The sequence below is a fragment of the Caldimonas sp. genome (assembly GCF_046289365.1).
Taxonomy (GTDB): domain Bacteria; phylum Pseudomonadota; class Gammaproteobacteria; order Burkholderiales; family Burkholderiaceae_C; genus Caldimonas.
The window spans coordinates 1-23558 of record NZ_JBKBVU010000032.1 but is presented as its reverse complement, the minus strand read 5'-3'; the positions used below and the strand labels follow the sequence as shown (position 1 = coordinate 23558).

Here is a 23558-nt window from a genome sequence, read left to right as displayed (position 1 = left end):
GTCTGAGTGCCCCCCTACGGCCTTCGGCCGCCCCCTCGAGGGGGCGGCACCGGTGGCCCGGCAAAGCCGGCTCCACGGTGTCTGCTCGACGGGCCAACGTACCGCGAATCAGGTGTGTGCTCAACGTGACTGAGTGCTGGATGGACTGGACATGCTGACCCGCCGCCAGCTCGGCGCGCTGGTGCTGCTCACGCTGATGTGGGGGCTGAACTGGCCGATGATGAAGTTCTCGCTGCGCGAGCTCTCGCCGCTGTACTTCCGGGCCGTCACGATGACCGGCGGTGCCTTGCTGCTGCTGGCCTTCTATCGCGGACGGGGCGTGCGCTTTGCGCTGCCGCCGGGGGAGTTCGTCCGCATCGCCTGGCTGGCCCTGCCCAACATCCTGGGCTGGCACCTGTTCTCCATCCTGGGCGTGCAGGAGCTGGCCTCGGGCCGCGCGGCCATCCTCGGCTTCACGATGCCGATCTGGACAGTGCTGATCGCCGCCGTGCTCTTTGGCGAACGGCTCGACCACCGGATCTTCCTCAGTGTGGTCTGTGGCGCCGCCGCCGTGGGGCTCCTCGTGGCGCAGGAGTTCACGGCCCTGGCTGGCCGGCCGGTGGGCATCGTCTGGATGCAGATCGCCGCCTTCAGCTGGGCCCTGGGCACCGTGCTGATGCGCCGCACGCACAGCACCGTGCCCACCGAGGCGCTCACGGTGTGGATGATGGGGATGGGGTCCGTCGCCTTCTGGATCATCGCCGGCCTCACGGAGCCGGCGCCCACCTGGCAGTTCAGCGTGCCGATGGGGTGGTCGCTGGTGTGGGGCGCCACCATCAACTACGGCTTCGCCCAGATCATCTGGTTCGGCATGGCGCGCAACCTGCCGCCGGCGGCCAGTGCGTTCTCCATCATGGCCGTGCCGCTGATCGGCACCGGATCGGCCACGCTGATCGTCGGCGAGGTGCCGCAGTGGCAGGACCTGGCCGCGGCCGTGCTGATCGTGGTGGCCATCGCCAGCGCCTTGTTACCACGTCGCATGAGCGTGCGATGACGACCGGCCCGGCTCGCGCCACAATGCAGGCATGAGCCAAGCCCTCCCATCGGACCGCCCACCGATCGCCCTCATCGCTGCCGTGGCGCGCAATGGCGTGATCGGCCGCAACAACCAGCTCGTGTGGCATCTGCCCGAAGACCTGCAGCACTTCAAGCGCACCACCATGGGCTGCCCGGTATTGATGGGCCGCAAGACCTACGAGTCCATCGGCCGGCCGCTGCCGGGACGGCGCAACGTGGTCATCACGCGCAACATCCACTGGGAAGCCCCCGGTGTCGAGGAGGCCCCCTCCTTCGAGGCCGCCGTGGATTTGCTCAAACACGCAACCAAGATCTACGTGATCGGCGGGGCCCAGGTCTATGCCGAAGCCCTGCCCTGGGCCGACGAGCTGGTGCTCACCGAGATCGACCATGACTTCGAGGGCGACACCACCTTTCCGCCATGGGACCGCTCGGCCTTTGCCGTGGTCTCGCGCGAAACGCACACTTCGCCCGAAGGCTGGGACTACCACTTCGTGACCTACCAGCGGCGAGCCCTGCCCGTGCCGGACGAGCCCTGAACACCCCGCTGCCACTGCTGCACCGCCCCACCTGCCACGAGGCCGAGCATCAGCAGCAAGGCCAGCCAGGCAGCCAGGGTCTGGGCATGCGCCGTCGGCACGCGCTGCAGGCGCTCCCCGTGCACACGGACCCAGGCCTGCGCGCGCAAGAGGCTGGGCTCGGGCCGGCTCGGCAGGGCCTCGGCCCCCGGCCGGGCCTCCACCGCTGGCGCCTGACGGATCCCCCCCCGGACGGGTGAGGCCCGTAGTGCCCCGTGCATGTGCGCGTCCACCCAGGTGCGCACGCCGGCAAGTTCCTGCGCCAGGGGGGCCTCGCGCGTCAGGTCACGATAGAGAGCGGCCAGTTCGCGGCGCGTGGCAGGGTCGGGGGTCCAGTGGCCATGGCGCTGCGCCTGGATCAGGCGTTCGATCACCTGGGCATAGGCCTGTGGATGGCTGCGCAGCCAGGCCGGGACGCCCAGGCCCAGCCGGTCCTTCACATAGACCTCATGCAGGCCCTGCCAATGGTCGGCACGCACCACGTCATCGACCACGCTTTGCCAGCCCCAGGTGAACTGCGCCGCCTTGAGCACCTGCAGCGTGCCGGCATAGCCCTCCTCCTTTTGCGCCGCCACCCAGCCGGGGTGCAGGTAGCGCGACTGCATCTCCAGCGCCACGCTCTGCGCGGCCGTCTGCGCATGAGGCTCGTCGGCGTTGTGCAGTTGGTGGACGAACAAGGGCAAAGGCTCGGATCGCCCCGCCCGACGCGCGGCAGCAGCCAGGCCGCCCAGGTATTGGAACGGGTCGTCCGAGCTGACCATGCCGTACAGATGCGAGCTGCGCGACAGGACTGCCGCATCGGCCCGCTTCAACTGGGCGCCCAGGGTGCGCTCAGCCAGCGTCTCGTCGATGCCCGGCAGCGGTTCGCCGCCCAGGTAGGGGTGCCCCATGCGGCGCAGGAAGAGCGCCCCCAGGCGATCGTCACGCCGGCGCAGGCGATCGTCCTGCACGGCTTCACTCAGGCCCGTGCCGTAATCGCCCATCGCGTTGCCGAACACACGGGCGCGGCCCAGCAGCTGCGCCTGAGCGGGCGGCACGCCCTGGCGCCTCAGCTCGTCCGTCACGGCCTGGCTGTGGCGCGCCACCGGCCCGGCCGGCTCGGCCTCGCTCACCAGGGCCACCGCCGCATCGATCAAAGCCATCAGCGCCGGGAATTGGTCGCGGTAGGAGCCGGTGACGCTGAGCAGCACGTCCACGCGCGGCCGGCCCAGTTCCTTGGCCGGCACCAGTTCCACGCGCGTGGGGCGCCCCGCCGCGTCCCACACGGGCCGCACCCCCAGGGCCACCAGCGCCTGGGCTTCCATGATGCCCTGATGGCGCAGGGTCTCGCCGGCCCACAGCGACAGGGCCAGGCGCTGCGGTGGGCGTTCCGGGTGGGCCTTTTGCCATTGCGTCAGCCATTGCTCGAAGAGCAGTTGCGCCACGGTGTAGGCCTGGCGCGTGGGCAGGCGGCTGGGGTCCAGCCCGATGAGGTTGCGCCCGGTGGGCAGGCTGTCGGGGTTGCGCAGCGGATCGCCGCCGTAGGCTGCCGGCACGAAGCGCCCGTCCAGGGCGGCCAGCAGGCCGCTCAACTCGTTCTCGGCGGCATACAGCCGATCCAGTGCCTGTGCCTGCTCGGCCAGCGCCCGCAAGGCCTGCGGGTCGATGGCGTGCACGGCCGCCCGGTTGGGCACGCTGCTGTCAGGCGCCGGCGGGCGCAGATCGAGCTTGCTGGCAGCGTGCGCATCACGCAGCGCCACCTCCAACCAACGCATGGGCCGCGAAGCCGCCACCTGCCGGTGGTCGATCAGGAAGGTTTCGTCCACGTCCTCGCCCAGGGCATCGAGCAGCGGGGTGCGCAGCGCCTGCAGCACCATCAGGCGACGCGAGGCTTCGTCGGGTGCTCGCCCGAACACGGCCAGGCCGCGCGGCTGGCTGCCATGCGCGAGCTGGTCGAGCCAGGGGTGCAGCACCTCGAGAAATTCCTCCAGCCGACCGCGGACCTGATCAACCGTCCACTTCAGGTCATGGTGCAAGCGGCTTTCGACGATCAAGGCCACCAGGCGCTCGCCGATCTGCTGCTTCGTGGGGCCATGGTCGGCCATCGCCCAGTCATGCATCAGCTCGTGCAGGTGGGCCATCGTTGGCGACAGGCCGGTGGTGGCCAGCACCGGGGTGCGGTGGCTCACCAGCAGCGCGCGGCCCCGGCGCTTGGCCGTGAGCGCCTCGCCGAGGTTGTCGACGATATAGGGGTAGACGACGGGCACGTCCCCCAGCGGCAGGAGGGCATCGTCGAACACGTCCAGCCCGCGCGCCTTGCCGTTCGCCCATTCCTGCGTGCCATGGGTGCCGAAGTGGATCAGCGCATGGGCCTGCCGCGCCCACAGATAGACGGCCAGGTAATGGTGCGACACCGGCTCACGGCTGCGGTGCATGAAGGGGTTCTGGCCCTGGCGCAGGGTCTCCTCGCGCGGCGGCTGCGGCAGCACCGACAGATTCCCCGCCCGCAGGCGAGGAATCACGAACACCGCCTCGCCCTGCCAGTGCACGACGTAGCGGCTGGACGCCGGTTCGCCCCAGCGGGCTGCGATGCGCGCACGCACGGGCTCGGGCAGCGTGCGCCACCAGGCGAGATAGTCCCTCAGGGGCAGCGCGGCGGCCTGATCGTTGCGCAGCAAGGCGATCAGATCCACATCGGGATAGTAGGCACGCAGGAGCGGACGCAGGCGCTCGATCCACTCGGCCTCCCGGGTCGGCGGCACCCGGTAGCCGGCCTCGGCCAGGCTGGCGCTCACCACCTCCAGGCTGCGTGGCACGTTCAGGAAAGACGCTCCGAAGTGGCTGCCACCGGGCGGGTAGTTGTAGACCATGGCCACGAGCTGCCGGTGCGCCGCGGGCGTATCGCGCAGGGCCACCAGGCGCCGTGCCTTGTCCGCCACGGCCTGGGCCTGGCGCTCGATCAGCTCGGTGCGCCGCCCGCCATCGGCATGGGCGGTCACCACCACGGGGTCGATGGCCCCGGCCGCCTCGGGCTGCACCAGGTAGAAGGGGGCGTCGGCCAGCTTCAGACCCGTGGGGTCACGCTCCCAGGTGGCCGTATCGCCATGGCGGTAGGGCTGAGTGGCCAGCACCGGCGTGCCCCATGCCTGGAACAAGGCCTGCAAGGCCGCCGACTGCGAACTGATCTGATGCAGCACCAGCACCCGCGGTGGCGCAGCACCGAGCAGCTCACGCAGCCCGTTGGCATCGAGCTGCTGCCCGAAGACGGCATAGGCGTCGAGCCCCTGGGCCTCGAACAGCTGCAACCACCGGTCGAGCCAGGCCGTTTCCCCGTCGATGAAATGGTGGCGGTGTACCAGCACAGCCACGGTCGGCCGATTCGCACGCCCGGCCCGCCAGCGCTGCCAGTCCTGGACGTCGGCCAAGAAGCCCGGGGCCTGCGGGTGGTAAAGCGCGCGCAACGGCCAAGTCTGCGGCGCGGGCCAGTCCATGGCTGCCACTGCTGCGCCCGAGCGGCCCGATGTCAGCCAGGTCTCGCCCAGCCGCAGGGCATGGCGCAGGTTTGCCGCCCCCCCGGCACGCAGATAAGCCGCCATGCGTGCGGCCACGTCGTCGGCCGCCGGCGTGCCCGCCGACGCATCCGCCGGGACGATCCACACCAGGCTGCCCGGTCGCTGGCGTGCATGGGCCTCGAACAGCTCGCCGAACTGGCGCTGCAGCCGCGTCACCACCGTGGGGTGCGGGGCGTCGATCCACACCAGGTCCGCACGCGCCAGCCCCTCGGCCATCGCCTGACGCTGCGCGGCCTGGCCCGCGGGTGGATCCTGCAAGGGATGGTCCAGATGCTGCACCTGCCAGCCCCGTTCGGCCGCGACACGCTCGACCTGCGCGGTGCGGGACGCCGGCGTCACATCCACCGTGACCCACAGCAGGGTGCGCGCCTGTGCCACACCGCCGAATCCGCCGCCTGAGGCCAGCATCAGCAGCGCCACCACGGGCAGCCAGGCCCGCCATCCACTCATTGGGGCGGCTCCGCGCTCGGGGCAGACGCGGCTTCGGGCACATAGACGATGCTGCCATCGCGCAGCCGGTAGGCCACACCGGCGCGCACGCCCTCGCCTTCGCCGACCGAGCCGCTGCCGCGGTAGCGCACCTCCCGGCCCTGCTCGCGCACCACGATCTCCGGGGCCCCGTCGCCCACCGCCACAGCCCCGCCCTGGCGTGCCATGCTCACGGCGATCAGCAAACCCACCACCAGCACCAGGAAGACATCCACGAGGTTGATGGCCGAGAGCATCGGGTCGTCGTCGTCCTCGTCGAAGACCTTGAGAAAGCGCAGGCTCATGCCGACGCTCCCCGCGCCCGCTTCACCGCCAGCAGCTCGGCCAGCAGCCAGCGCCTGCGCACCGAGTACAGCACCAGGCCCAGGCAGGCGGCCGTGAGGGCCAGCACCACGCCGGCGAAGGCACCGCTGAACACCGACAGCGCCGCGTGCCCCTGGCCGCTGGCCACGCCCTGCAAGGCCGGGCCCAGCGGGATCATCGTGGCGATCAGCCCCAGCATGGGAGTGACGCGGCTGAGCAGGCGCAGCGGCTCCATGCGGGCCAGGGCCTGAAGCTCCAGTTCGTCCAGCGTCAGGGTGTCGGCCCCGCGCAGCAACGAGAAACCCGGCGAACGTCGTTGCCAGGCCTCGACCGCGACAACGCCCGCCATCCACAAGGCATAGGCAAACGCGCAGGCCAGCAGCACGAGGACCGGCGTCAGCAGCCACTGCACGATCTGCAGGAAACCCAGTTCGAGCATGGTCGCCTCAAAACGTCAGCGCCGGGAAGCGTGGGCGCACCGTGACGGTCTTGCGGCCCTTGGGCGAGGCAAGCTGCACGCGCAACTGTTTCAGGCCGGGGTGGTCGCGAAACGCGGTGAAGGACACCGCGTTGAGCGCTTCGGGCCGGTCGCAGCGGAACTCGGCACGGTAGACGATGTTGGGGATGTCAGCGTTCGGATCGGCCGCCGCCGGATCGGGGGTGGCCTCGTGGCCGACCACCTGGCACCGGGCATCGGCAGCAGGCTGCAGGAAATTCAAAGGGTCCTGCAGCCGTGTCTTGAGCTCGCTCCACACCCGCTCCTGGTCTGCCCCCTGGGGCGGGTAGTCGTAGCCCAGCAAGCTCTCCAGCGGCACGTCGAAGACTGCGGTGAGGGTGCTGCCCTCCACCACCAGCCGCACCGCACCGTGGCCGTGGCTGTGGCTCCCGTGAGCCCAGGCCACGGACGTGAGAACAGACCCAGCGCCCACCCACAGGCAGGCGCACAGGCGCGGCACGAAGCTCGCGCACGAGAACGACTTGAACATGACCGTTTGCGATGAGAAACGCTCTCACCGCCTTCCCCGACGGTGCACGAGCCTCACGGCCTGGCAATCACGCCGGGCCACCTTGTTGGCCGGTATCCGGGCTGGTGGAAACGACCTTCATCGCCTTCCCGGGGATGCCGACAACCCATCACCAGTGGCCTGCAAGATGAAAGCGGGAGCGCGTCCTGCGAAGACGCATCCTCCGTCCACTTACCGTTGCGGGGGCAGCGCTGGTTAGACACGGCCCGCGCAGGCCGGCGTCCCCCAGCTTCCCGTTGAACTGCAGCGCGTGAACCGCACTGCGAGCACCAACCTTCACATCCTATCAGCCCGGGCCAGGTCGATCGACGACCACCCAGGGCCCGTGCGAGCGTTCGCGCAACAAGACCTGCACGCGCTCGACCAGCGCTTCGATGCGACGGCTCAGTTCCATGCGCCGCGGCAAGCCCGGCAGCGCGGCCTCCAGCACACGACGGTCTTCGCGCGCCATCGCCAGCGCCGTTTGCTGCACGATCACCGCCGCGCGCAGGCGCATCACCTCAGCCTCCAGGTGATCGATCCGCCAGGCCTGCTCCCGCAATTGCGCGCTGCAACGCGCTTGCACCTGCCCATACAGGGCAACCAAGGCGCGATGCTCCTGTGCCAACGTTCCCACTTCGACCATGGCTGACTCTCCCGTTCATCCAGCCCCGAAGCTGCCGGGGCGTCCGTTTGCCATCGTGGGATCGACGATTTATTTGCAAACGATTCTCATTTGTGTTTATACTGCGGTCAAGTCATCGCCCTGCCGCTTGCAGGGCCGCCACGCCGGTCATCGTGGGGCGATCCGGGGCCACAGGCCCTCGATCGTTTTGGCCAGCCAAAGGCGGGTTTGCGCCCGTCTGGTAGCCAGGCTGCTTTTTCGACCCTCACCGCGAGCCGGTGCTACTGGCCTGCGGCAAGACCGCCTTCGTGGACGATCTCATGGGCTCGATCATCGGCCCGGTGCGCAGCGTCTACACTCGGCGTCCCGCGTCCCTCACTCGGTGCCCCGATGCAACTCGCCACCTGGAACGTCAACTCCCTGGCCGTGCGCCTGCCCCAGGTGCTGGACTGGCTGGGCCAGCACCAGCCCGAGGTGGTGGTGCTGCAGGAAACCAAGCTCACCGACGACAAGTTCCCGCACGCGCAGTTTGCGCAGGCCGGCTATGCGGCGCAGTGGTTCGGCCAGAAGACCTACAACGGCGTGGCGCTGCTGAGCAAGACGCCCGCCGAGGACGTGGTGCGCAACATCCCGGGTTTTGCCGACGAGCAGGCCCGCGTGATCGCCGGCACGGTGGGCGATCTGCGCGTCATCGGGGCCTATTTCCCGAACGGTCAGGCGCCGGGCACCGACAAGTTCGAATACAAGATGCAGTGGATGCGCTCGCTGCGCGACTGGGTGCGTGAAGAACTGGCCCGCCACCCGAAGCTGGTGCTGATGGGCGACTACAACATCGCCCCCGAAGACCGCGATGTGTACGACCCCATCGCCTGGGCCGGGCAGATCCACTGCACGCCCGAGGAACGCGAGCAGTTTCGTCAACTGCTGGCGCTGGGCCTGTACGATGCCTTCCGGCTTTTCGAGCAGCCGCCCAAGAGCTGGTCCTGGTGGGACTACCGCAACCTGGCCTTCCGCAAGAACCAGGGGCTGCGCATCGACCACATCCTGGTGAGCGAGGCGTTGAAACCCTCGGTGACGGCCTGCACCATCGACAAGGCCCCGCGCAAGAACGAGCGCCCCAGCGACCATGCGCCGGTGGTGGCCGTGATCGCCTGAGGAGGCCGGGCGCCAGCCTCAATCGTCGAGCCCCAGCTCCTGGATTTTGCGGGTGATGGTGTTGCGCCCGATGCCCAGTTTCTGCGCGGCTTCGATGCGACGACCGCGGGTGAGCGCCAGTGCCGTGTGGATGAGCCGGGCCTCGAAGCGGCGGGTCAGGGTGTCCCACACGTCGGGCTGCCCGGAGGCGAGCAGCTCCCGCGCCTCGCGCTCCAGATCCCGCAGCCAGTCACCGGCGGCCTGCACCGGCCCGCCGGCGCAGTCTGCCGGCTGCGCCGCAGGCTCGGCCTGGCCGGCGGAGGGCGCCACGGCCGTCGCCGCCGCGCTCGGCTGCGCAGGCAGCACCGACACCGGCGGCTTGGGCGAGAGCGTGGCCTCACCCAGCAGTTCGGGCGGCAGGTCCTTGTCCTCGATGACTTGGGCCGGCGCCATCACAGTCAGCCAGTGGCAGACGTTCTCGAGCTGACGCACGTTGCCGGGAAAGTCAAAGGCCATCAGCCGCTCCAGCGCCGAATCGGAGATGCGCTTGGCTTCCACGCCCAGTTCCTTGGCGCTCTTTTGCAGGAAGTAGCGCGCCAGCGTGGGGATGTCCTCGCGCCGCTCGCGCAGCGGCGGCAGTCGCAGGCGGATGACGTTGAGGCGATGGAAGAGGTCCTCGCGGAACACCCCCTGCCGGACGCGCTCCTCCAGGTTCTGGTGTGTGGCGGCGATCACACGCACATTGCTGCGCAGCGGGTTGTGGCCACCCACCCGGTAGAACTGCCCGTCGCTGAGCACGCGCAGCAGGCGCGTCTGCAGCTCGAAAGGCATGTCGCCGATCTCGTCGAGGAAAAGCGTGCCGCCGTCGGCCTGCTCGAAGCGGCCGCGCCGTGTCGTCTGCGCGCCGGTGAAGGCGCCGCGCTCGTGGCCGAAGAGCTCGCTCTCGAGCAGGTCCTTGGGAATGGCCGCGGTGTTGATGGCGACGAAGGGGCCGCTGGCGCGCGGGCTGTGCTTGTGCAGCGCGCGCGCGACGAGTTCCTTGCCCGAGCCGCTCTCGCCGGTGATCAGCACCGTGACGTTGCTCTGGCTCAGGCGGCCGATGGCACGAAAAACGTCCTGCATCGCCGGCGCCTGGCCCAGCATCTCGGGCATCTGCGTCAGGCGCTCGTCACGCACTTCCTCGCGCAGGCTCTCGTCGACTGCGCGGCGGATCAGCTCCACCGCCTTGGGCAGGTCAAAGGGCTTGGGCAGGTATTCGAAAGCGCCGCCCTGGAAGGCCGAAACGGCACTGTCCAGGTCGGAGAAGGCCGTCATGATGATGACGGGCAGCCCCGGATGGCGCTCCTTGACCTGGGCCAGCAGGTCGATGCCCGAGCCGCCGGGCATGCGGATGTCCGACACCAGCACCTGGGGCTCGTCCTCGTCCAGCGCCGCGAGCACGTCGCGGGCGTTGGTGAAGCTGCGCACCGGCAGGGCCTCGCGGGCCAGGGCCTTTTCCAGCACGAAGCGGATGGATTGGTCGTCGTCAACGATCCAGATGGGTTTCATGGGCTGCCGCCTGTCGTCCTCGCCTGTGGACTTTCGGCCTGAGCCCCACCCGGATCGCTCAGGGCAAGGGGATCAGGATCTTGAAATTCGTGTTTCCGGGCTCGCTTTCGCATTCGATCGTGCCATGGTGCTGCTGCACGAAGGTCTGCGCCAGCGTCAACCCCAAGCCCGACCCGCCTTCGCGTCCCGACACCAGCGGGAAGAAGATGCGATCGCGGATCGACTCGGGCACGCCCGGGCCGTTGTCCTGGATATGCAATTCCAGTGCCAGACGATAGCGCTGCTTGCCCAGCGTCACCTGGCGGGCGATGCGGGTGCGCAGGGTGATGCAGGCGTCGCCGGCGGCAATGCGCGGGGCCAGGGCCTGGGCGGCATTGTGGGCGATGTTGAGCACGGCCTGGATGAGCTGTTCACGGTCGCCCCGGAATTCCGGGATCGAGATGTCGTAGTCGCGCCGGACCGTCAGGCCGCGCGGGAATTCCGCCAGGATCAGCGAACGCACCCGCTCACAGACCTCATGCACATTCACATCGCCGACGACATGGGGCTTGCGGTGGGGGGCCAGCAGCCGGTCCACCAGGGCCTGCAGGCGGTCGGCCTCGTGGATGATGACCTGGGTGTATTCGGCCAGCCCCCTGGATTCCACCTCCATCTGCAGCAACTGGGCCGCCCCACGGATGCCACCCAGCGGATTCTTGATCTCGTGGGCGAGGTTGCGGATCAGCTCCTTGGTGGCCTGGGCCTGGTCCAGCGCACGCTCCTCGCGGTCCTGGCGGGTCTGCTGCTCGATCTCGACCAGCTCCACCAGGACCTGCTCGGGCTGGTCGGTCTGGGTCACGATCACATGCACCGGCAGCCATTCGGTCTGCGCGGTCCCCGGTGGACGACGCAGTTGCGTCTCGAAGCGGCTGATCGAGAACTCGTTGCGCGCCACCGCCACGACGGTGTCGCGCACGGCCTCGGGCTCAGCGAACCATTCGAACAGCGAGCCGCGCAGCATGCTGCGCCGCGAAAGGCCCAGCACGGTCTCGAAGGCCGCATTGGCGAAGCGGCAACTGCCATCGGTGCGCACCAGGGCCACCATGGTGGCCAACTGGTCGAAAGCGGCGAAGTCGGCCGGCGGCACCGGCGCGCCGTCGACGCCGTCGGGCAAAGGAGCGCAGGGCGAAGACACCGCCAGGGGCACCGCCGTCAGGGCGTCGTGGCCGGCAGGCGGCCCAACTCGCGGCGGATGGAGGCGATGTCGGCCTCCTTGCGGGCGATGTCGGCCTGCAGGTTGGCCACGCGGTCCAGATACTTCTGGTAGTTGCGCTCGTCGCCGCGGCGCTCGGGTTCGCCGTTGTTGTATTCCTTGCGCAAAGCGGCCAGGGCCTCCTCCTCGCGGCGCAGCTCGGCCTCGAGGATGCGCCGGGCATCGCTGTCGCGGGCGCGCTGCTCGTTCGGGTCGATCCGAGGGCCTGTCGGCGCGGCGGCAGAGGCCGAGCCGGCGCCGGACGGCCGGGCCGCCGGGGCCGGCCGGCGCGATTCGACGATGGTCACATTCCCGCCCTCAACCACACGACAGCCCTTGGCCTCGGCCTCCTTGGGCGTCAGGGCATTGGTGAAATGGTTGCCCGGGCAACGGTAGACCGTCTGCGCCCAGGCCGGCACACCGGCCAGGATGCAGGCGGCGATCACCAGGGGGCGGCAGAAGTCGGCTCGTGGCATGGATGCAGTCTGGGCAGGCAAGGCTGAGTAGACCCCGGCTCGGCGCAAGGGTTCACGGCTCGTGTCAGCCGTCGAGACCTGCAGTATCGGGCATGAGCCGCACCACGGTCCAGCGATGGATCCTCCGGAAAGCGACAAAGGGTGGCATATGCCACCCTTCGTCGCTTGCGAGAGCCCCTTGCGGGGCCGCCGGCTGCCTCACAGGCTGTAGTACATGTCGAACTCCACCGGGTGGGTGGTCATGCGGAAGCGGGTCACTTCCTGCATCTTCAGTTCGATGTAGGCGTCGATGAAGGCATCGGTGAACACGCCGCCCTTGGTCAGGAAGGCGCGGTCCTGGTCCAGGTACTCCAGCGCCTGGTCGAGGCTGTGGCAGACGGTCGGGATCTTCGCGTCTTCCTCGGGCGGCAGGTGGTACAGGTCCTTGGTGGCAGCCTCACCCGGATGGATCTTGTTCTCGACGCCGTCCAGGCCGGCCATCAGCAGCGCGGCAAAGCACAGGTAGGGGTTGGCCATCGGGTCGGGGAAGCGCGCTTCGATGCGGCGGCCCTTCGGGTTGGCCACATAGGGGATGCGGATGGAGGCCGAGCGGTTGCGGCTGGAGTAGGCCAGCTTCACCGGGGCTTCGAAGCCCGGCACCAGGCGCTTGTAGCTGTTGGTGGTCGGGTTGGTGATCGCGTTCAGGGCACGGGCGTGCTTGATGATGCCGCCGATGTAGTACAGCGCAAAGTCCGACAGGCCGGCGTAGCCGTCACCGGCGAACAGGTTCTTGCCGTCCTTCCACACGGACTGGTGCACGTGCATGCCCGAGCCGTTGTCGCCCACGATCGGCTTGGGCATGAAGGTGGCCGTCTTGCCGTAGGCATGGGCCACGTTCTGGATCACGTACTTCTGGAGCTGCAGCCAGTCGGCGCGCTGCACCAGGGTGCTGAACTTGGTGCCGATCTCCATCTGGCCGGCGTTGGCCACCTCGTGGTGGTGCACTTCGACCGGAATGCCCATTTGCTCGAGGATCAGGCACATCTCCGAGCGCAGGTCCTGGCCTGAATCGACCGGGGGCACCGGGAAGTAGCCGCCCTTGACGGTGGGACGGTAGCCGGTGTTGCCGTGCTCGTATTCCTTGCCGGTGTTCCAGGCGGCTTCCTCAGATTCGATCTTCACGAAGCAGCCGGACATGTCCACGTTCCAGCGGATGCTGTCGAAGACGAAGAACTCGGGCTCGGGGCCGAAGTAGGCGGCATCACCGATGCCCGAGGACTTCAGGTAGGCCTCGGCGCGCTTGGCCAGCGAGCGGGGATCGCGCTCGTAGGGCTTGCCGTCGCCCGGCTCGATCACGTCGCAGGTCAGAAAGAGCGTGGGCTCCTCATAGAACGGGTCGATGTTCGCGGTGTTCGGGTCGGGCATCAGCAGCATGTCCGAGGCCTCGATGCCCTTCCAGCCGGCGATCGACGAACCGTCGAAGGCGTGACCCGACGTGAACTTGTCTTCGTCGAAGGCCGAGATGGGCACGGTGACGTGCTGTTCCTTGCCACGGGTGTCGGTGAAACGAAAGTCGACGAACTTGACTTCGTTCTCCTTCACCATCTTCATCACGTCGGCGACCGTCTTGTTGGCCATCAAATGCTCCTAGGGGATGTGTGTGAGGGGGGTGGGTAGGCCGAGGGCCGGCCCGCGCGGGGGCAATTTAGCAGAAAGCATGCCAACGCTGATGCATTCCGGTGCATCGCCGGCACGCCGACGGGTCACCCCGGACATGGCCCGAACGGTGCGCGGCACCACCGCAGGTGCCAAGTGGCCGCCACGACGCCTGAAGCACCACCATAGTGCACGTTACCGCACCATTCAAGGGCTCGGCGGCGAGGAGTGTCGCACCAATTCGGGGCCGAGCCGCACGGCCAGCGCCTGCAGGCCCGACAGCAGGTCGGCGTAGGCCTGGGCCGCCGCCTCGGGCGGCCCCATGACCCCCAGTTCGATGTGCCGGCCATGCTCGGGGTGGTCGACGCTGGGCAGGCTGAACACCCGCACCTGCGGATGGCGGGACTCGATGGACTCCATCAGCGGGGTGAGGCTGGCTTCCATGCTGCCGTAGACGATGACCGAGCGCTCCGTCTGCGGGCGGGCGTGGAAGAGATGCCGGTACTGGTGGTCCAGCACCCACTCCATCATCGGCCAGGCCATGACCGGAAAGCCCGGCAGGAAGTGGACATGCCCCACCGAGAAGCCGGGGATCTTGTTGTAGGGGTTCGGGATGATCGTCGCCCCCTCAGGGAAGACGCCCATGTTGAGCCGGTGCACGTTGTCGGGGCGGTCGGGCTCGAAGGGCTGGCCCTGCTCGCGTGCGACGTCGCGCATGCGCTCGATGATCAGCTCACGGGCCTTGGGGTGCAGGGCCAGCGGCACGCCCAGCGCACGGGCGGCGCACTGGCGGGTGTGGTCGTCCGGCGTGGCGCCAATGCCGCCGCAACTGAAGACCACGTCCCCGCTGGCGAAGGCGTCTTTCAGCGCCGCCTCGAGGCGGCGGGGGTCGTCGCCGACATAGCGCGCCCAGCGCAGGGCCAGCCCGCGCTGCGACAGCAGCTCCAGCAGCCGCGGCAGGTGCTTGTCCTGGCGTTTGCCCGAAAGGATCTCGTCGCCGACGATGAGAAGTCCGAAGTCCATGGTCATCCGTGCGGATCGGTGAGGGGGATCAACCGGGCGTGCCCGGGCCCGGGGGCGGTTCGAGCAGGCCCGCGGCACGCACGGTCTCGGGCCCCGGGGCAACGATGCTTTCGGCGGGCAGGACCTGGTCCTCGCGCTGACTGCGCCAACGCTCCAGCGCTGCCAGGGCATAGTGGGTGAACCACAGCGAGGAGAAGGCGAACACCAGCGTGTAGAGCCAAACCGACACCACCACGAGCAGCGGGGCCAGGATGAAGGCCACCGCACCCAGGGCCCACAGCAGGGCCGGGGCAGCCCCGAGGTAGCCGCACAGCAGGCCCATGCCCAGCAAAGGCCAGCGGTGCTCGCGCAGCAAGGCGTGGCGCTCGGCACGCTCGGCATGTTCGGCCAGGGCATCGAAGGCCATCACACGGTAGGTGAGCCAGCCCCAGATCAGCGGCGGCAGCACCAAGGCCAGCGGCGGGATGAGCCACAGCGGCAGGCTGACAACCAAGGCGGCCAGCGCCACCAGGGTGTGTCCCAGCATCCACAGCAGCGAGCGCCAGAAGGATTCACCCTGGCGCCGGGCCAGTTGCGGGAAGCGCCGGGCCCCCACCAGGCGCACCAAGGCCGGCGTCATGAGGACCGAGACGGCCATCAGCGACACCACGACGATCACCGGCACGGCCAGCGCCACCACGATCAACGGCGCCATCACCGCGCGCAGGCCGGTGGCCCCCATCGATTCCAGCCACAGCGTGAACGAGTTCACCAGGGCCCAGCCGCGCAGCCACGCGTCCACCGCCGCCACGGCGGCTTCCCAGTAGAACCAGCCCAGCGCAAAGCACAGACCGGCGGTGAGCAGCAGCGGCGCGAGCGACAGCAGGATGACGCGCGGATGCAGGCAGTAGGCCAGGGCGCGCCAGAAGGCGTCCAGGAGCAGGGTCATGAGGGTTTGTCGTCCATCAGCCGGGCCCAGCCGTGCGGGCCCAGCCGTCGCAGCGTCGCGATGTTGGCTTCGTAGATGGTTTCAGGCTCGGGAAACGCGGCCACCGCCCGCTCGATGCTGGCCTCGCGCAACAGGTGCAAGGTGGGATAGGGCGAGCGGTTGGTGGCATTGGCGATGTCGTCGGCGTCGGTGCCGGCGAACTGGTAGCCGGGGTGGAAGCTGGCCACCTGCAGCACGCCTTCCAGGCCCAGCTCGGCCACAGCCGCCTCGGCGTCGTCGAGGAAGTCGTTGAAGTCGAGGAAGTCGGCCAGCACATGGGGGTGGATCAGCAAGGTCGTGTCCGTTGCCGAGGGATCGGCCTGCGCCAGCCAGCGCAGCTCGGTGCGCAGCGCGTCCAGCAGGGCCTCGGTCGTGGTGGCAGGGCTCACCACCCAGCGGATCTGGCCACGGGCGTGCACCGCCTTGGCAAAGGGGCACAGATTCAGGCCGATCACAGCCCGCTCCAGCCACAGGCGGGTGCGGGCGATCACGTGCTCGGCAGTGGTTCGATCGGTCATCAGTAGCGGGTTTCTGGGGTGTCGCTGTCGTCGCCGCAGGCATGGAGCAGCACGCGCCGGATCTCCGAGCGCATCACGCGCAGGTCCAGCGGCTTGGCAATATACCCGTCCATGCCGGCCAGCAGACAGGACCGCCGGTCCGACTCGCTGGCGTGGGCCGTGGCGGCGATGATCGGAAACGGCGGCAGCCTGCCTTGGGCCTGGGCGCGGCGCAGGCGGCGCGTGGTCTCCAGACCGTCCAGCCCGGGCATCTGGACGTCCATCAACACGGCATCAGGGGGATGGCGCTCGCAGTGATCCAGGGCCTCCTGCCCGCCGGCAACCACCTCCACCTGAAAGCCGAGCAGCCGCAGCATCTCCTGGGCCAGCACCTGGTTCACTGGATTGTCTTCGACCACGAGGAAGCGTGCGCCCTGCCAACGCGCCAGCGGCAAGGCCGTCGCGGTCGCGGGGGGTTGGGCTGGCACGGCGGCGGCCGGTGCCTGGTGGCTGAGCGTGAGCTGGCGCAGGTCGGCCGGGCTGAGCGGGGCGATGTAGACCTTCAACCCCAGCGCCTGCCCACGCTCGGGCTCCAGCGCCCCGGTCTCCTCGCTGCCATGGGGCGACACCAGCACGACGATGTCGCAGCCGGCGCTCAGGCGCTCGCGCAAAGCCACCAGGGCCGCCTCGGAAACGGCTTGGCGCGCATCGTGCACCACGACCACCAGCCCCGGCGGCGGGGCCCCGGCGGCATGCGCCAGGGCCTGGTCCAGGCCGGCCAGCGACTGGACCTGCCAGCCCAGCCGCGCCAGGCGTTCGCCCAGCGGGTCGCCCGGCGCGGCGCCGACCACCCAGGCCCAGGCCCCGGCCACCGCGGGCTCGTCATCCGGCTCGGCGGCATCGGCCGGGGCAGCTCGCAGGGGCAGCAGCACCTCGAAGCTCGAGCCCACCCCCGGCTCGCTGCGTGCCTGCACGCTCCCGCCCATCAGCTCGCACAGGCTGCGCACGATGGACAGCCCCAGCCCTGTGCCCCCCACCGTGCGCGACACCGAGGGATCGGCCTGCTCGAAGGGATGGAACACGCGCTCGAGCGTGGCCTCGTCCATGCCGATGCCGGTGTCCGAGACCTCCAGACGCACATGGCACAGGCCCCCGGGCGAGCCTTCCACACTGACCACGAACCGCACCTGCCCGGCCACCGTGAACTTCAGGGCATTGGACAGCAGGTTGGTGGCGATCTGGCGCACCCGTACCGGGTCGCCGAGCACGCGCAGGGCCGCCCCGCGGCTGTCGAAATGCAGCGCCAGGCCTTTGTCGTACGCCTGGGGCAGCACCGAGCGCACCGTCACGGCCATCAGCTCACCCGGATCGAACTCCACCTCGTCGAGACTGAGCTTGCCGGCCTCGGCCTTGGCGAAATCGAGGATGTCGTCGATGATGGCCCGCAGACTCGCCCCCGAGGACTGGGCCAGTTCCAGATAGCGCCGCTGGGTGGCGGTGGTGGCGGCCCGCAAGGCCAGCTCGGTCATCCCCAGCACCCCATTGAGCGGGGTGCGGATCTCGTGGCTCATGTTGGCCAGGAAGAGCGATTTAGCCCGGTTGGCGCGTTCAGCTTCGGCGCGCGCGGCCTCCAGCCTGGCGGTGCGCTCCCGCACCAGTTCCTCGAGCTGGCTGTGGTGCCGGCGCAAGGCCTCCACGGCCTCCATCTCATCGGTCACGTCCGTCACCGCCCCGGCCAGGATCGCGGGCTGGCCGGTCTCGTCGGGCCAGGCCCGGGCCCGGCAGCGCAGCCAGCGCCAGCTCCCGTCGCGGTGCAGCACCCGCACCCGGTAGTGCCATTGCCCGCCTTCGCGCAAGGCGCGTTCGTAGGGCACGGTGAAGGCCTCCAAGTCGTCGGGATGGATGCGCGCGTTCATCACGTTGCGGTCGTTGGGCAGCTCGTGATCGGCAAAGCCCATGATCTCTTTGTAACGCGGCGAATACCAGCTCTGGTTGGTGCGCAAGTCGCGCTCCCAGATCCCATCGTGAGTGCTCTCCATCACGCGGCGGTAACGCGCGGCCGTCGCTCGCTGGCTGTCCTCGGCCTGCTTCAAGGCGGTGATGTCGGTGGCGATGGCCAGGTAGCCGAGGAAGCGGCCGCCATCGTCCAAAGGAGTGGCTTCGACGCGCCGCCACCAAGCCCGTCCGTCGGGCAGACGCAGTTCGATCTCGGCGGAGAACGCCTCACGCGCGGCCACAGCGGCCTGCACCCGGGGCGAAGGCGCGGCCTGCCCGTGGGAGGTGAGCCACTCATGCCAGGGCCGCCCACGCAGAAGCTCGATGGCCGGGGACGACGCCCAGGCATCGTTGAACCACACCACCTGGCTCTTCGCATCGGCCACCAGGGCCAGGCAGCGGCTGCGCTGCAGGCCCGCCACCAGCAGGTCCGGCGACAGGCCCGCCACCGCCCCGGGCGGCGAAGGCAGGTGCTCAGACGGCTCGCGAGGATCTGTCACGGCTCGGGACGTGCGGGCCCTCACCCGCACCGGAAATGCTCATGCTCAGCCATGCTTGTAGCACCGTCTGGCCCACGGGGGCGCCCCGCGTCTGCGTTGTGCGACACCCTTTCGAGGGTCTGGGCCCTGCCTGCGTGCGGAAATCGCGCGGCGTAGACTGCGGGGCAGCCCTTCCCCGCCCTTCCATCACGGCCGGCCCGCATGCCTTCCATCTCCTGTGCACCACCCGCATCGCCCGCGTGCTCCTCATTGTGGACAAAGCAAAAGCCCGCCTTTCGGCGGACTGATGCAGGCTCGGCCGGTGGCCTTCAGCGCGTGATGGGCTTGTAGCGCAGGCGGTGCGGGCGGGCCCCCTCCTCGCCCAGGCGCTTCTTCTTGTCTTCCTCGTATTCCTGGTAGTTGCCGGTGAAAAAGTACCACTGGGAATCGCCTTCGGCGGCCAGGATGTGGGTGCAGATGCGGTCCAGGAACCAGCGGTCGTGGCTGATCACCAGGGCCGAGCCGGCAAACTCCAGCAAGGCCTCCTCCAGCGCGCGCAGGGTTTCGACGTCGAGGTCGTTGCTGGGCTCGTCCAGCAGCAGCACGTTGCCGCCCTTGGCCAGGGTCTTGGCCAAGTGCAGCCGGCCGCGTTCGCCGCCCGAGAGGTTCTTCACCAGCTTCTGCTGGTCGTTGCCCTTGAAGTTGAAGCGGCCGAGATAGGCGCGTGAGGGCATCACGAACTTGCCCACCACGATGTTGTCCAACCCGCCGGAGACGTCCTCCCAGACGGTCTTGTCACCGTCAAGGTTCTCGCGGCTTTGGTCCACGAAGGCCATCTTGACGGTCTGGCCGATCAACACCTCGCCGGAGTCGGGCGTCTCGGTGCCCTGGATCATGCGGAACAGCGTGGACTTGCCCGCGCCGTTCGGGCCGATGATGCCCACGATGGCCCCGGGCGGCACCTTGAAGCTCAGGTTGTCGATCAGCACGCGCTCGCCGAAGCTCTTGGTGACGTTCCTGAACTCGATCACGTCATTGCCCAGGCGCTCGGCCACCGGAATGAAGATCTCGTTGGTCTCGTTGCGCTTCTGGTATTCGACGTCGCTCAGCTCCTCGAAGCGGGCCAGGCGCGCCTTGCTCTTGGCCTGCCGGCCCTTTGCATTGGAGCGCACCCACTTGAGCTCCTCCTTCATCGCCTTGATGCGGGCGTCCTCCTGCTTCTGCTCGATCTCCAGGCGGCGTTCCTTCTGGTCGAGCCACTCGGAGTAGTTGCCCTTGTAGGGGATGCCCATGCCGCGGTCGAGTTCGAGGATCCACTCGGCCGCGTTGTCGAGGAAGTAGCGGTCGTGGGTGATGGCCACCACGGTGCCGGGGAAGCGCTGCAGGAACTGCTCCAGCCACTCCACCGATTCGGCGTCGAGGTGGTTGGTGGGTTCGTCCAGCAGCAGCATGTCGGGCTGGCTCAGCAGCAGCCGGCACAGCGCCACGCGGCGCTTCTCGCCGCCTGAGAGGGTGCCGATCAAGGCGTCCCAGGGCGGCAGGCGCAGCGCATCGGCCGCCAGCTCAAGCTGCAAGTCGGTGTTCTCAGAGCCCGAAGCGGCAATGATCGCCTCGAGTTCGGCCTGCTCGGCGGCCAGTTTGTCGAAGTCGGCGTCCGGCTCGGCATAGGCGGCATAGACCTCCTCCAGGCGCTTCTTGGCCGCCAGCACGCCGCCGATGCCCTCCTCCACTGCCTGGCGCACCGTCTGCTTGGGGTCGAGCTGAGGTTCTTGGGGCAGGTAGCCGATCTTGATGCCCGGCATCGGCACGGCTTCGCCCTCGATGTCCTTGTCCAGGCCGGCCATGATCTTCAGCAGCGTGGACTTGCCCGAGCCGTTCAGGCCGAGCACGCCGATCTTGGCGCCGGGGAAAAAGGACAGCGAGATGTCCTTCAGGATCTGCCGCTTCGGAGGCACGATTTTTCCGACGCGGTTCATCGTAAAGACGTATTGGGCCATGGTCTGTCCTGAGGCTGTGGATGCGACAAAAAAGCAAAGCGCGGAAAGGCCGCGCAACGCCGCTATTGTCGCCGCAACCCGGCCGGGGCGTTTCCACGATGCGCAAGAGCCCGTGCCGCCAGCGCGAGATGCCGCTTGCTGATAGGGTGCAGGTTTTGCCGATTCGCCGTCCGTCCATGCCCCGCCTGCTCCTGCTGTTTTCCTTCATCAACCTCATCATCGGGACGGGGGCCTTCGTGATTGCCGGCATCCTGGAGCCGGTGGCGGCCTCGCTGTCCGTGGGTGTGCCGGCCGCGGGCCAGGCCGTGACGGCCTATGCGATGGCCACGGCGGTGCTCGCCCCGGTGCTGCTGGTGGCCACCGGGCACTGGCGGCGCAAACGGGCCATGCAGCTCGCGCTGGCGCTGTTCACGCTGGGCAATGGGGTGTGCGCGCTGGCTCCCGGGCTGCCCACCTTGCTGGTCGGGCGTGTGCTGATGGGACTGGGGGCCGTCTTCACGCCGATCGCCGCGGGCATCGCCGTGGCCAGCGTCGAGCCGGCACGGCGCGGGCGGGCGCTGTCGGTGGTGTTCCTCGGCATCAGCATGAGCTATGTGGTGGGCATCCCGCTGGGGGCCTGGCTGGGGCTGCAGTGGGGCTGGCAGGTGCCGGTGGCGGCCGTGGCGGTCCTCTCGGGGGTGATGCTGCTGCTCGTCACGCGCTGGGTGCCTCGCGACATCGACGCACCGGGCGCCAGCTTCCGCGGCCTGCCCGAACTGCTGTGCCAGGGCCGGGTGCTGTGGCCGCTGTTGCTCACGCTGCTCTACTTCATCGCGATCTTTTGCGTGTTCTCCTACATTGGCCCGGTGCTGCAGGCGCTGTATCCGATGTCGGGCGAACGGCTGTCGGCCACGCTGATGGTCTTCGGCCTGGCCGGCGTGGCCGGCACGCTGATCGGCGGCTGGGCCAACGACCGCTTCAGCCCGCGTCGCACGCTGATCGTGCAGCTCAGCGTCCTGGGCACGATGATGCTGCTCGTGCCCTTCACCCAGGGCCACTACCCGGCGCTGCTGGCCACGTTCGTGATCTGGGGGGTGGCCGGCTTCGGGATGATGACTCCACAGCAGTCGCGCCTGGCCGAGGCCGCCCCGGCGCAGGCGCCCATCCTGCTGTCACTCAACACCTCGATGCTCTACCTCGGCACCGCCCTGGGCGCAGCCATCGGCGGGGCCGCCAGCGCCTCCCTTGGCTTCGACCGGCTCTCGTGGATCGGCGTGCCGTTGGCGGCTGCGGGCCTGCTGACGCTGGCCTTCGGCCGCACCGCGCCGCCGCCGTTGGGTGTGGCCAGCAAGTCCTAGGGTACAATGCTGCACTGCAACGTCGATACCAGTCCAGGCGTTGCAGTCGCTTCCGACCCTATCTTCCCGTCTGCCTTCCCGACTGGTGCCCTCCTTGTGAGCGGTAACAGGCCGATCCCGGCTCCCTTGCGGGGGCACATTTCCAAATGCGATTCGACGACCTCGGCCTGGCCGAGCCCCTCCTGCGCGCCGTGCGCGAGCAGGGTTATGACACCCCCACCCCCATCCAGCAGCAGGCCATCCCCGCCGTCATCAGCGGCGGCGACCTGCTCGCCGGCGCCCAGACCGGCACCGGCAAGACCGCCGGCTTCACGCTGCCGCTGCTGCACAAGCTCTCGCAACGCCCCGCGCCGCGCGACGGCCAGGGCCGCGTGGCCATCCGCGCGCTCATCCTCACGCCCACCCGCGAACTGGCGGCCCAGGTGGAGGAAAGCGTGCGCACCTATGGCAAGTACCTGCCGCTCAAAAGCATGGTGATGTTCGGTGGCGTGGGTATGCAACCGCAGATCGACGCGCTCCGGCGCGGCGTGGACATCCTGGTGGCCACCCCCGGCCGACTGCTCGACCACCACCAGCAGGGCACGCTCGATCTCAGCCGAATCGAGTACTTCGTGCTCGACGAAGCCGACCGCATGCTCGACATGGGCTTCATCCACGACATCAAGAAGGTGCTGGCCATCGTGCCCCAGCACAAGCAGAGCCTGCTGTTCTCGGCCACCTTCTCCGACGAGATCAAGGCCCTGGCCGACCGCCTGCTCAACCAGCCGCAGGTGATCGAGGTGGCGCGGCGCAACACCACGGCCGAGACCATCGCGCAGAAGATCCATCCGGTCGACCGCGACAAGAAGAAAGAGCTGCTGACCCACCTCATCAAAGAGAACGACTGGCACCAGGTGCTGGTGTTCACGCGCATGAAGCATGGCGCCAACCGGCTGGTCGAATACCTGCTGAAAGAGGGCATCACCGCGATGGCCATCCACGGCAACAAGAGCCAGGGCGCGCGCACCAAGGCACTGGCCGAGTTCAAGAGCGGCGAGCTGCAGGTGCTGGTGGCCACCGACATCGCCGCCCGCGGCATCGACATCGACCAGTTGCCGCACGTGGTGAACTACGAACTGCCCAACGTGCCCGAGGACTACGTGCACCGCATCGGCCGCACCGGCCGTGCCGGTGCCCGGGGCGAGGCTATCTCGCTGGTGTGTGTGGACGAGGAAGGCTTCCTGCGCGACATCGAGAAGCTCATCAAGCGCCAGATCCCGCGCGAGGTGGTGCCGGGCTTCGAACCCGACCCTCATGCCCGGCCCGAGCCGATCAAGCTGGGCCGCATGACCCTGCACGGCGGCCTGGGCGGTGGCAGCGGCGACCGGGGACGTGGCAACCATGCCGGCCGTCCGAGCGGTCGGCGCGACGGCAGCAGCCCGCGGCCCGAGGCGGCCCGCCCCCCGCGCCGCGAGGAGCGTGCCCGGCCGGCGTCCGGCCCCGCCCGCGCCCAGACACCGGCCCGTCCGGGCCATCACGCCCCCGCCCCCGTGAAGCAGGCACACCCGCAGCCGGCCCGCTCGTCCCAGGCCGCGGCGCCAGGCCAACCCCGCCGCCCCGCCCATCCGGCGGCCCTGCTGGGCGGCAAGCCGCC

Annotated in this window: 19 protein-coding genes and 1 riboswitch; of the genes, 5 read left to right on the top strand and 14 right to left on the bottom strand. The window is 69.1% G+C overall.

Annotated features, from left to right (window positions below; genetic code table 11):
• The first annotated feature begins 151 nt into the window (after window positions 1–151).
• Both ACK42S_RS05405 and ACK42S_RS05400 read left to right on the top strand, forming a co-directional pair.
• Complete coding sequence (locus tag ACK42S_RS05405) at window positions 152–1033, top strand: DMT family transporter (RefSeq protein ID WP_409704269.1); 882 nt, start codon at window positions 152–154, stop codon at window positions 1031–1033.
• A 31-nt stretch (window positions 1034–1064) separates the two neighbouring features.
• The gene (locus ACK42S_RS05400) at window positions 1065–1595 is read left to right on the top strand and encodes a dihydrofolate reductase (RefSeq protein ID WP_409704267.1); all 531 of its coding nucleotides are present in this window, start codon (window positions 1065–1067) and stop codon (window positions 1593–1595) included.
• Here the strand turns inward: ACK42S_RS05400 and cobN are convergent.
• The 5 genes from cobN to ACK42S_RS05375 all read right to left on the bottom strand — a co-directional run bounded on the left by cobN (window position 1556) and on the right by ACK42S_RS05375 (window position 7627).
• Window positions 1556–5635, bottom strand: a complete 4080-nt coding sequence (gene cobN, locus ACK42S_RS05395; RefSeq protein ID WP_409704265.1) for a cobaltochelatase subunit CobN — start codon at window positions 5633–5635, stop codon at window positions 1556–1558. The two genes, ACK42S_RS05400 and cobN, sit on opposite strands and share 40 nt — an antisense overlap.
• Window positions 5632–5958 (bottom strand): DUF2149 domain-containing protein, encoded by a 327-nt coding sequence (locus tag ACK42S_RS05390; protein WP_409704263.1) that lies wholly within the window; start codon window positions 5956–5958, stop codon window positions 5632–5634. The genes cobN and ACK42S_RS05390 overlap by 4 nt, the downstream gene beginning before the upstream one ends.
• The gene (locus ACK42S_RS05385; protein WP_409704261.1) at window positions 5955–6416 is read right to left on the bottom strand and encodes a hypothetical protein; all 462 of its coding nucleotides are present in this window, start codon (window positions 6414–6416) and stop codon (window positions 5955–5957) included. Before ACK42S_RS05385 ends, ACK42S_RS05390 begins: the two co-directional genes overlap by 4 nt.
• A 7-nt stretch (window positions 6417–6423) precedes the next feature.
• Complete coding sequence (locus ACK42S_RS05380; protein ID WP_409704259.1) at window positions 6424–6963, bottom strand: DUF2796 domain-containing protein; 540 nt, start codon at window positions 6961–6963, stop codon at window positions 6424–6426.
• A 69-nt stretch (window positions 6964–7032) separates the two neighbouring features.
• Window positions 7033–7291, bottom strand: a riboswitch (cobalamin riboswitch).
• Window positions 7289–7627 (bottom strand): hypothetical protein, encoded by a 339-nt coding sequence (locus ACK42S_RS05375; RefSeq protein WP_409704257.1) that lies wholly within the window; start codon window positions 7625–7627, stop codon window positions 7289–7291. Its footprint overlaps the riboswitch before it by 3 nt.
• 369 nt (window positions 7628–7996) lie before the next feature.
• On the opposite strand from ACK42S_RS05375, the gene ACK42S_RS05370 reads away from it, so the two are divergent.
• A complete protein-coding gene (locus ACK42S_RS05370) occupies window positions 7997–8761 on the top strand; it encodes an exodeoxyribonuclease III (protein WP_409704255.1) in 765 nt (254 codons plus the stop codon).
• A gap of 18 nt (window positions 8762–8779) precedes the next feature.
• Here the strand turns inward: ACK42S_RS05370 and ntrC are convergent, their stop codons facing one another.
• The 9 genes from ntrC to ettA all read right to left on the bottom strand — a co-directional run bounded on the left by ntrC (window position 8780) and on the right by ettA (window position 20588).
• Window positions 8780–10288 (bottom strand): nitrogen regulation protein NR(I), encoded by a 1509-nt coding sequence (gene ntrC, locus ACK42S_RS05365; protein ID WP_409704253.1) that lies wholly within the window; start codon window positions 10286–10288, stop codon window positions 8780–8782.
• A 58-nt stretch (window positions 10289–10346) separates the two neighbouring features.
• Window positions 10347–11462, bottom strand: coding sequence for a nitrogen regulation protein NR(II) (glnL, locus tag ACK42S_RS05360; protein WP_409704271.1), 1116 nt, complete (start codon window positions 11460–11462; stop codon window positions 10347–10349).
• Window positions 11463–11479: 17 nt separating this feature from the next.
• Entirely contained in the window at window positions 11480–11995 is a 516-nt protein-coding gene (locus ACK42S_RS05355) for a hypothetical protein (RefSeq protein WP_409704251.1), read from the bottom strand.
• Window positions 11996–12193: 198 nt separating this feature from the next.
• Window positions 12194–13612, bottom strand: a complete 1419-nt coding sequence (gene glnA / locus ACK42S_RS05350) for a type I glutamate--ammonia ligase (RefSeq protein ID WP_409704249.1) — start codon at window positions 13610–13612, stop codon at window positions 12194–12196.
• Window positions 13613–13837: 225 nt separating this feature from the next.
• Window positions 13838–14659: a competence/damage-inducible protein A gene (locus ACK42S_RS05345; RefSeq protein WP_409704247.1), complete on the bottom strand. Its 822-nt coding sequence runs from the start codon at window positions 14657–14659 to the stop codon at window positions 13838–13840.
• 22 nt (window positions 14660–14681) lie between these two features.
• Window positions 14682–15581 (bottom strand): EI24 domain-containing protein, encoded by a 900-nt coding sequence (locus tag ACK42S_RS05340; RefSeq protein ID WP_409704245.1) that lies wholly within the window; start codon window positions 15579–15581, stop codon window positions 14682–14684.
• Entirely contained in the window at window positions 15578–16138 is a 561-nt protein-coding gene (locus ACK42S_RS05335; RefSeq protein WP_409704243.1) for a DUF1415 domain-containing protein, read from the bottom strand. Before ACK42S_RS05335 ends, ACK42S_RS05340 begins: the two co-directional genes overlap by 4 nt.
• A complete protein-coding gene (locus tag ACK42S_RS05330) occupies window positions 16138–18612 on the bottom strand; it encodes an ATP-binding protein (RefSeq protein WP_409704241.1) in 2475 nt (824 codons plus the stop codon). The genes ACK42S_RS05335 and ACK42S_RS05330 overlap by 1 nt, the downstream gene beginning before the upstream one ends.
• A 308-nt stretch (window positions 18613–18920) precedes the next feature.
• A complete protein-coding gene (gene ettA, locus ACK42S_RS05325) occupies window positions 18921–20588 on the bottom strand; it encodes an energy-dependent translational throttle protein EttA (protein ID WP_409704239.1) in 1668 nt (555 codons plus the stop codon).
• Between the two features lie 176 nt (window positions 20589–20764).
• Between ettA and ACK42S_RS05320 the strand changes: the two genes are divergently transcribed.
• Window positions 20765–21925 (top strand): MFS transporter, encoded by a 1161-nt coding sequence (locus ACK42S_RS05320; RefSeq protein WP_409704237.1) that lies wholly within the window; start codon window positions 20765–20767, stop codon window positions 21923–21925.
• A gap of 146 nt (window positions 21926–22071) precedes the next feature.
• Window positions 22072–23558, top strand: a 1487-nt coding sequence (locus ACK42S_RS05315; protein WP_409704235.1) for a DEAD/DEAH box helicase, incomplete at its 3' end; no start/stop codon positions are given.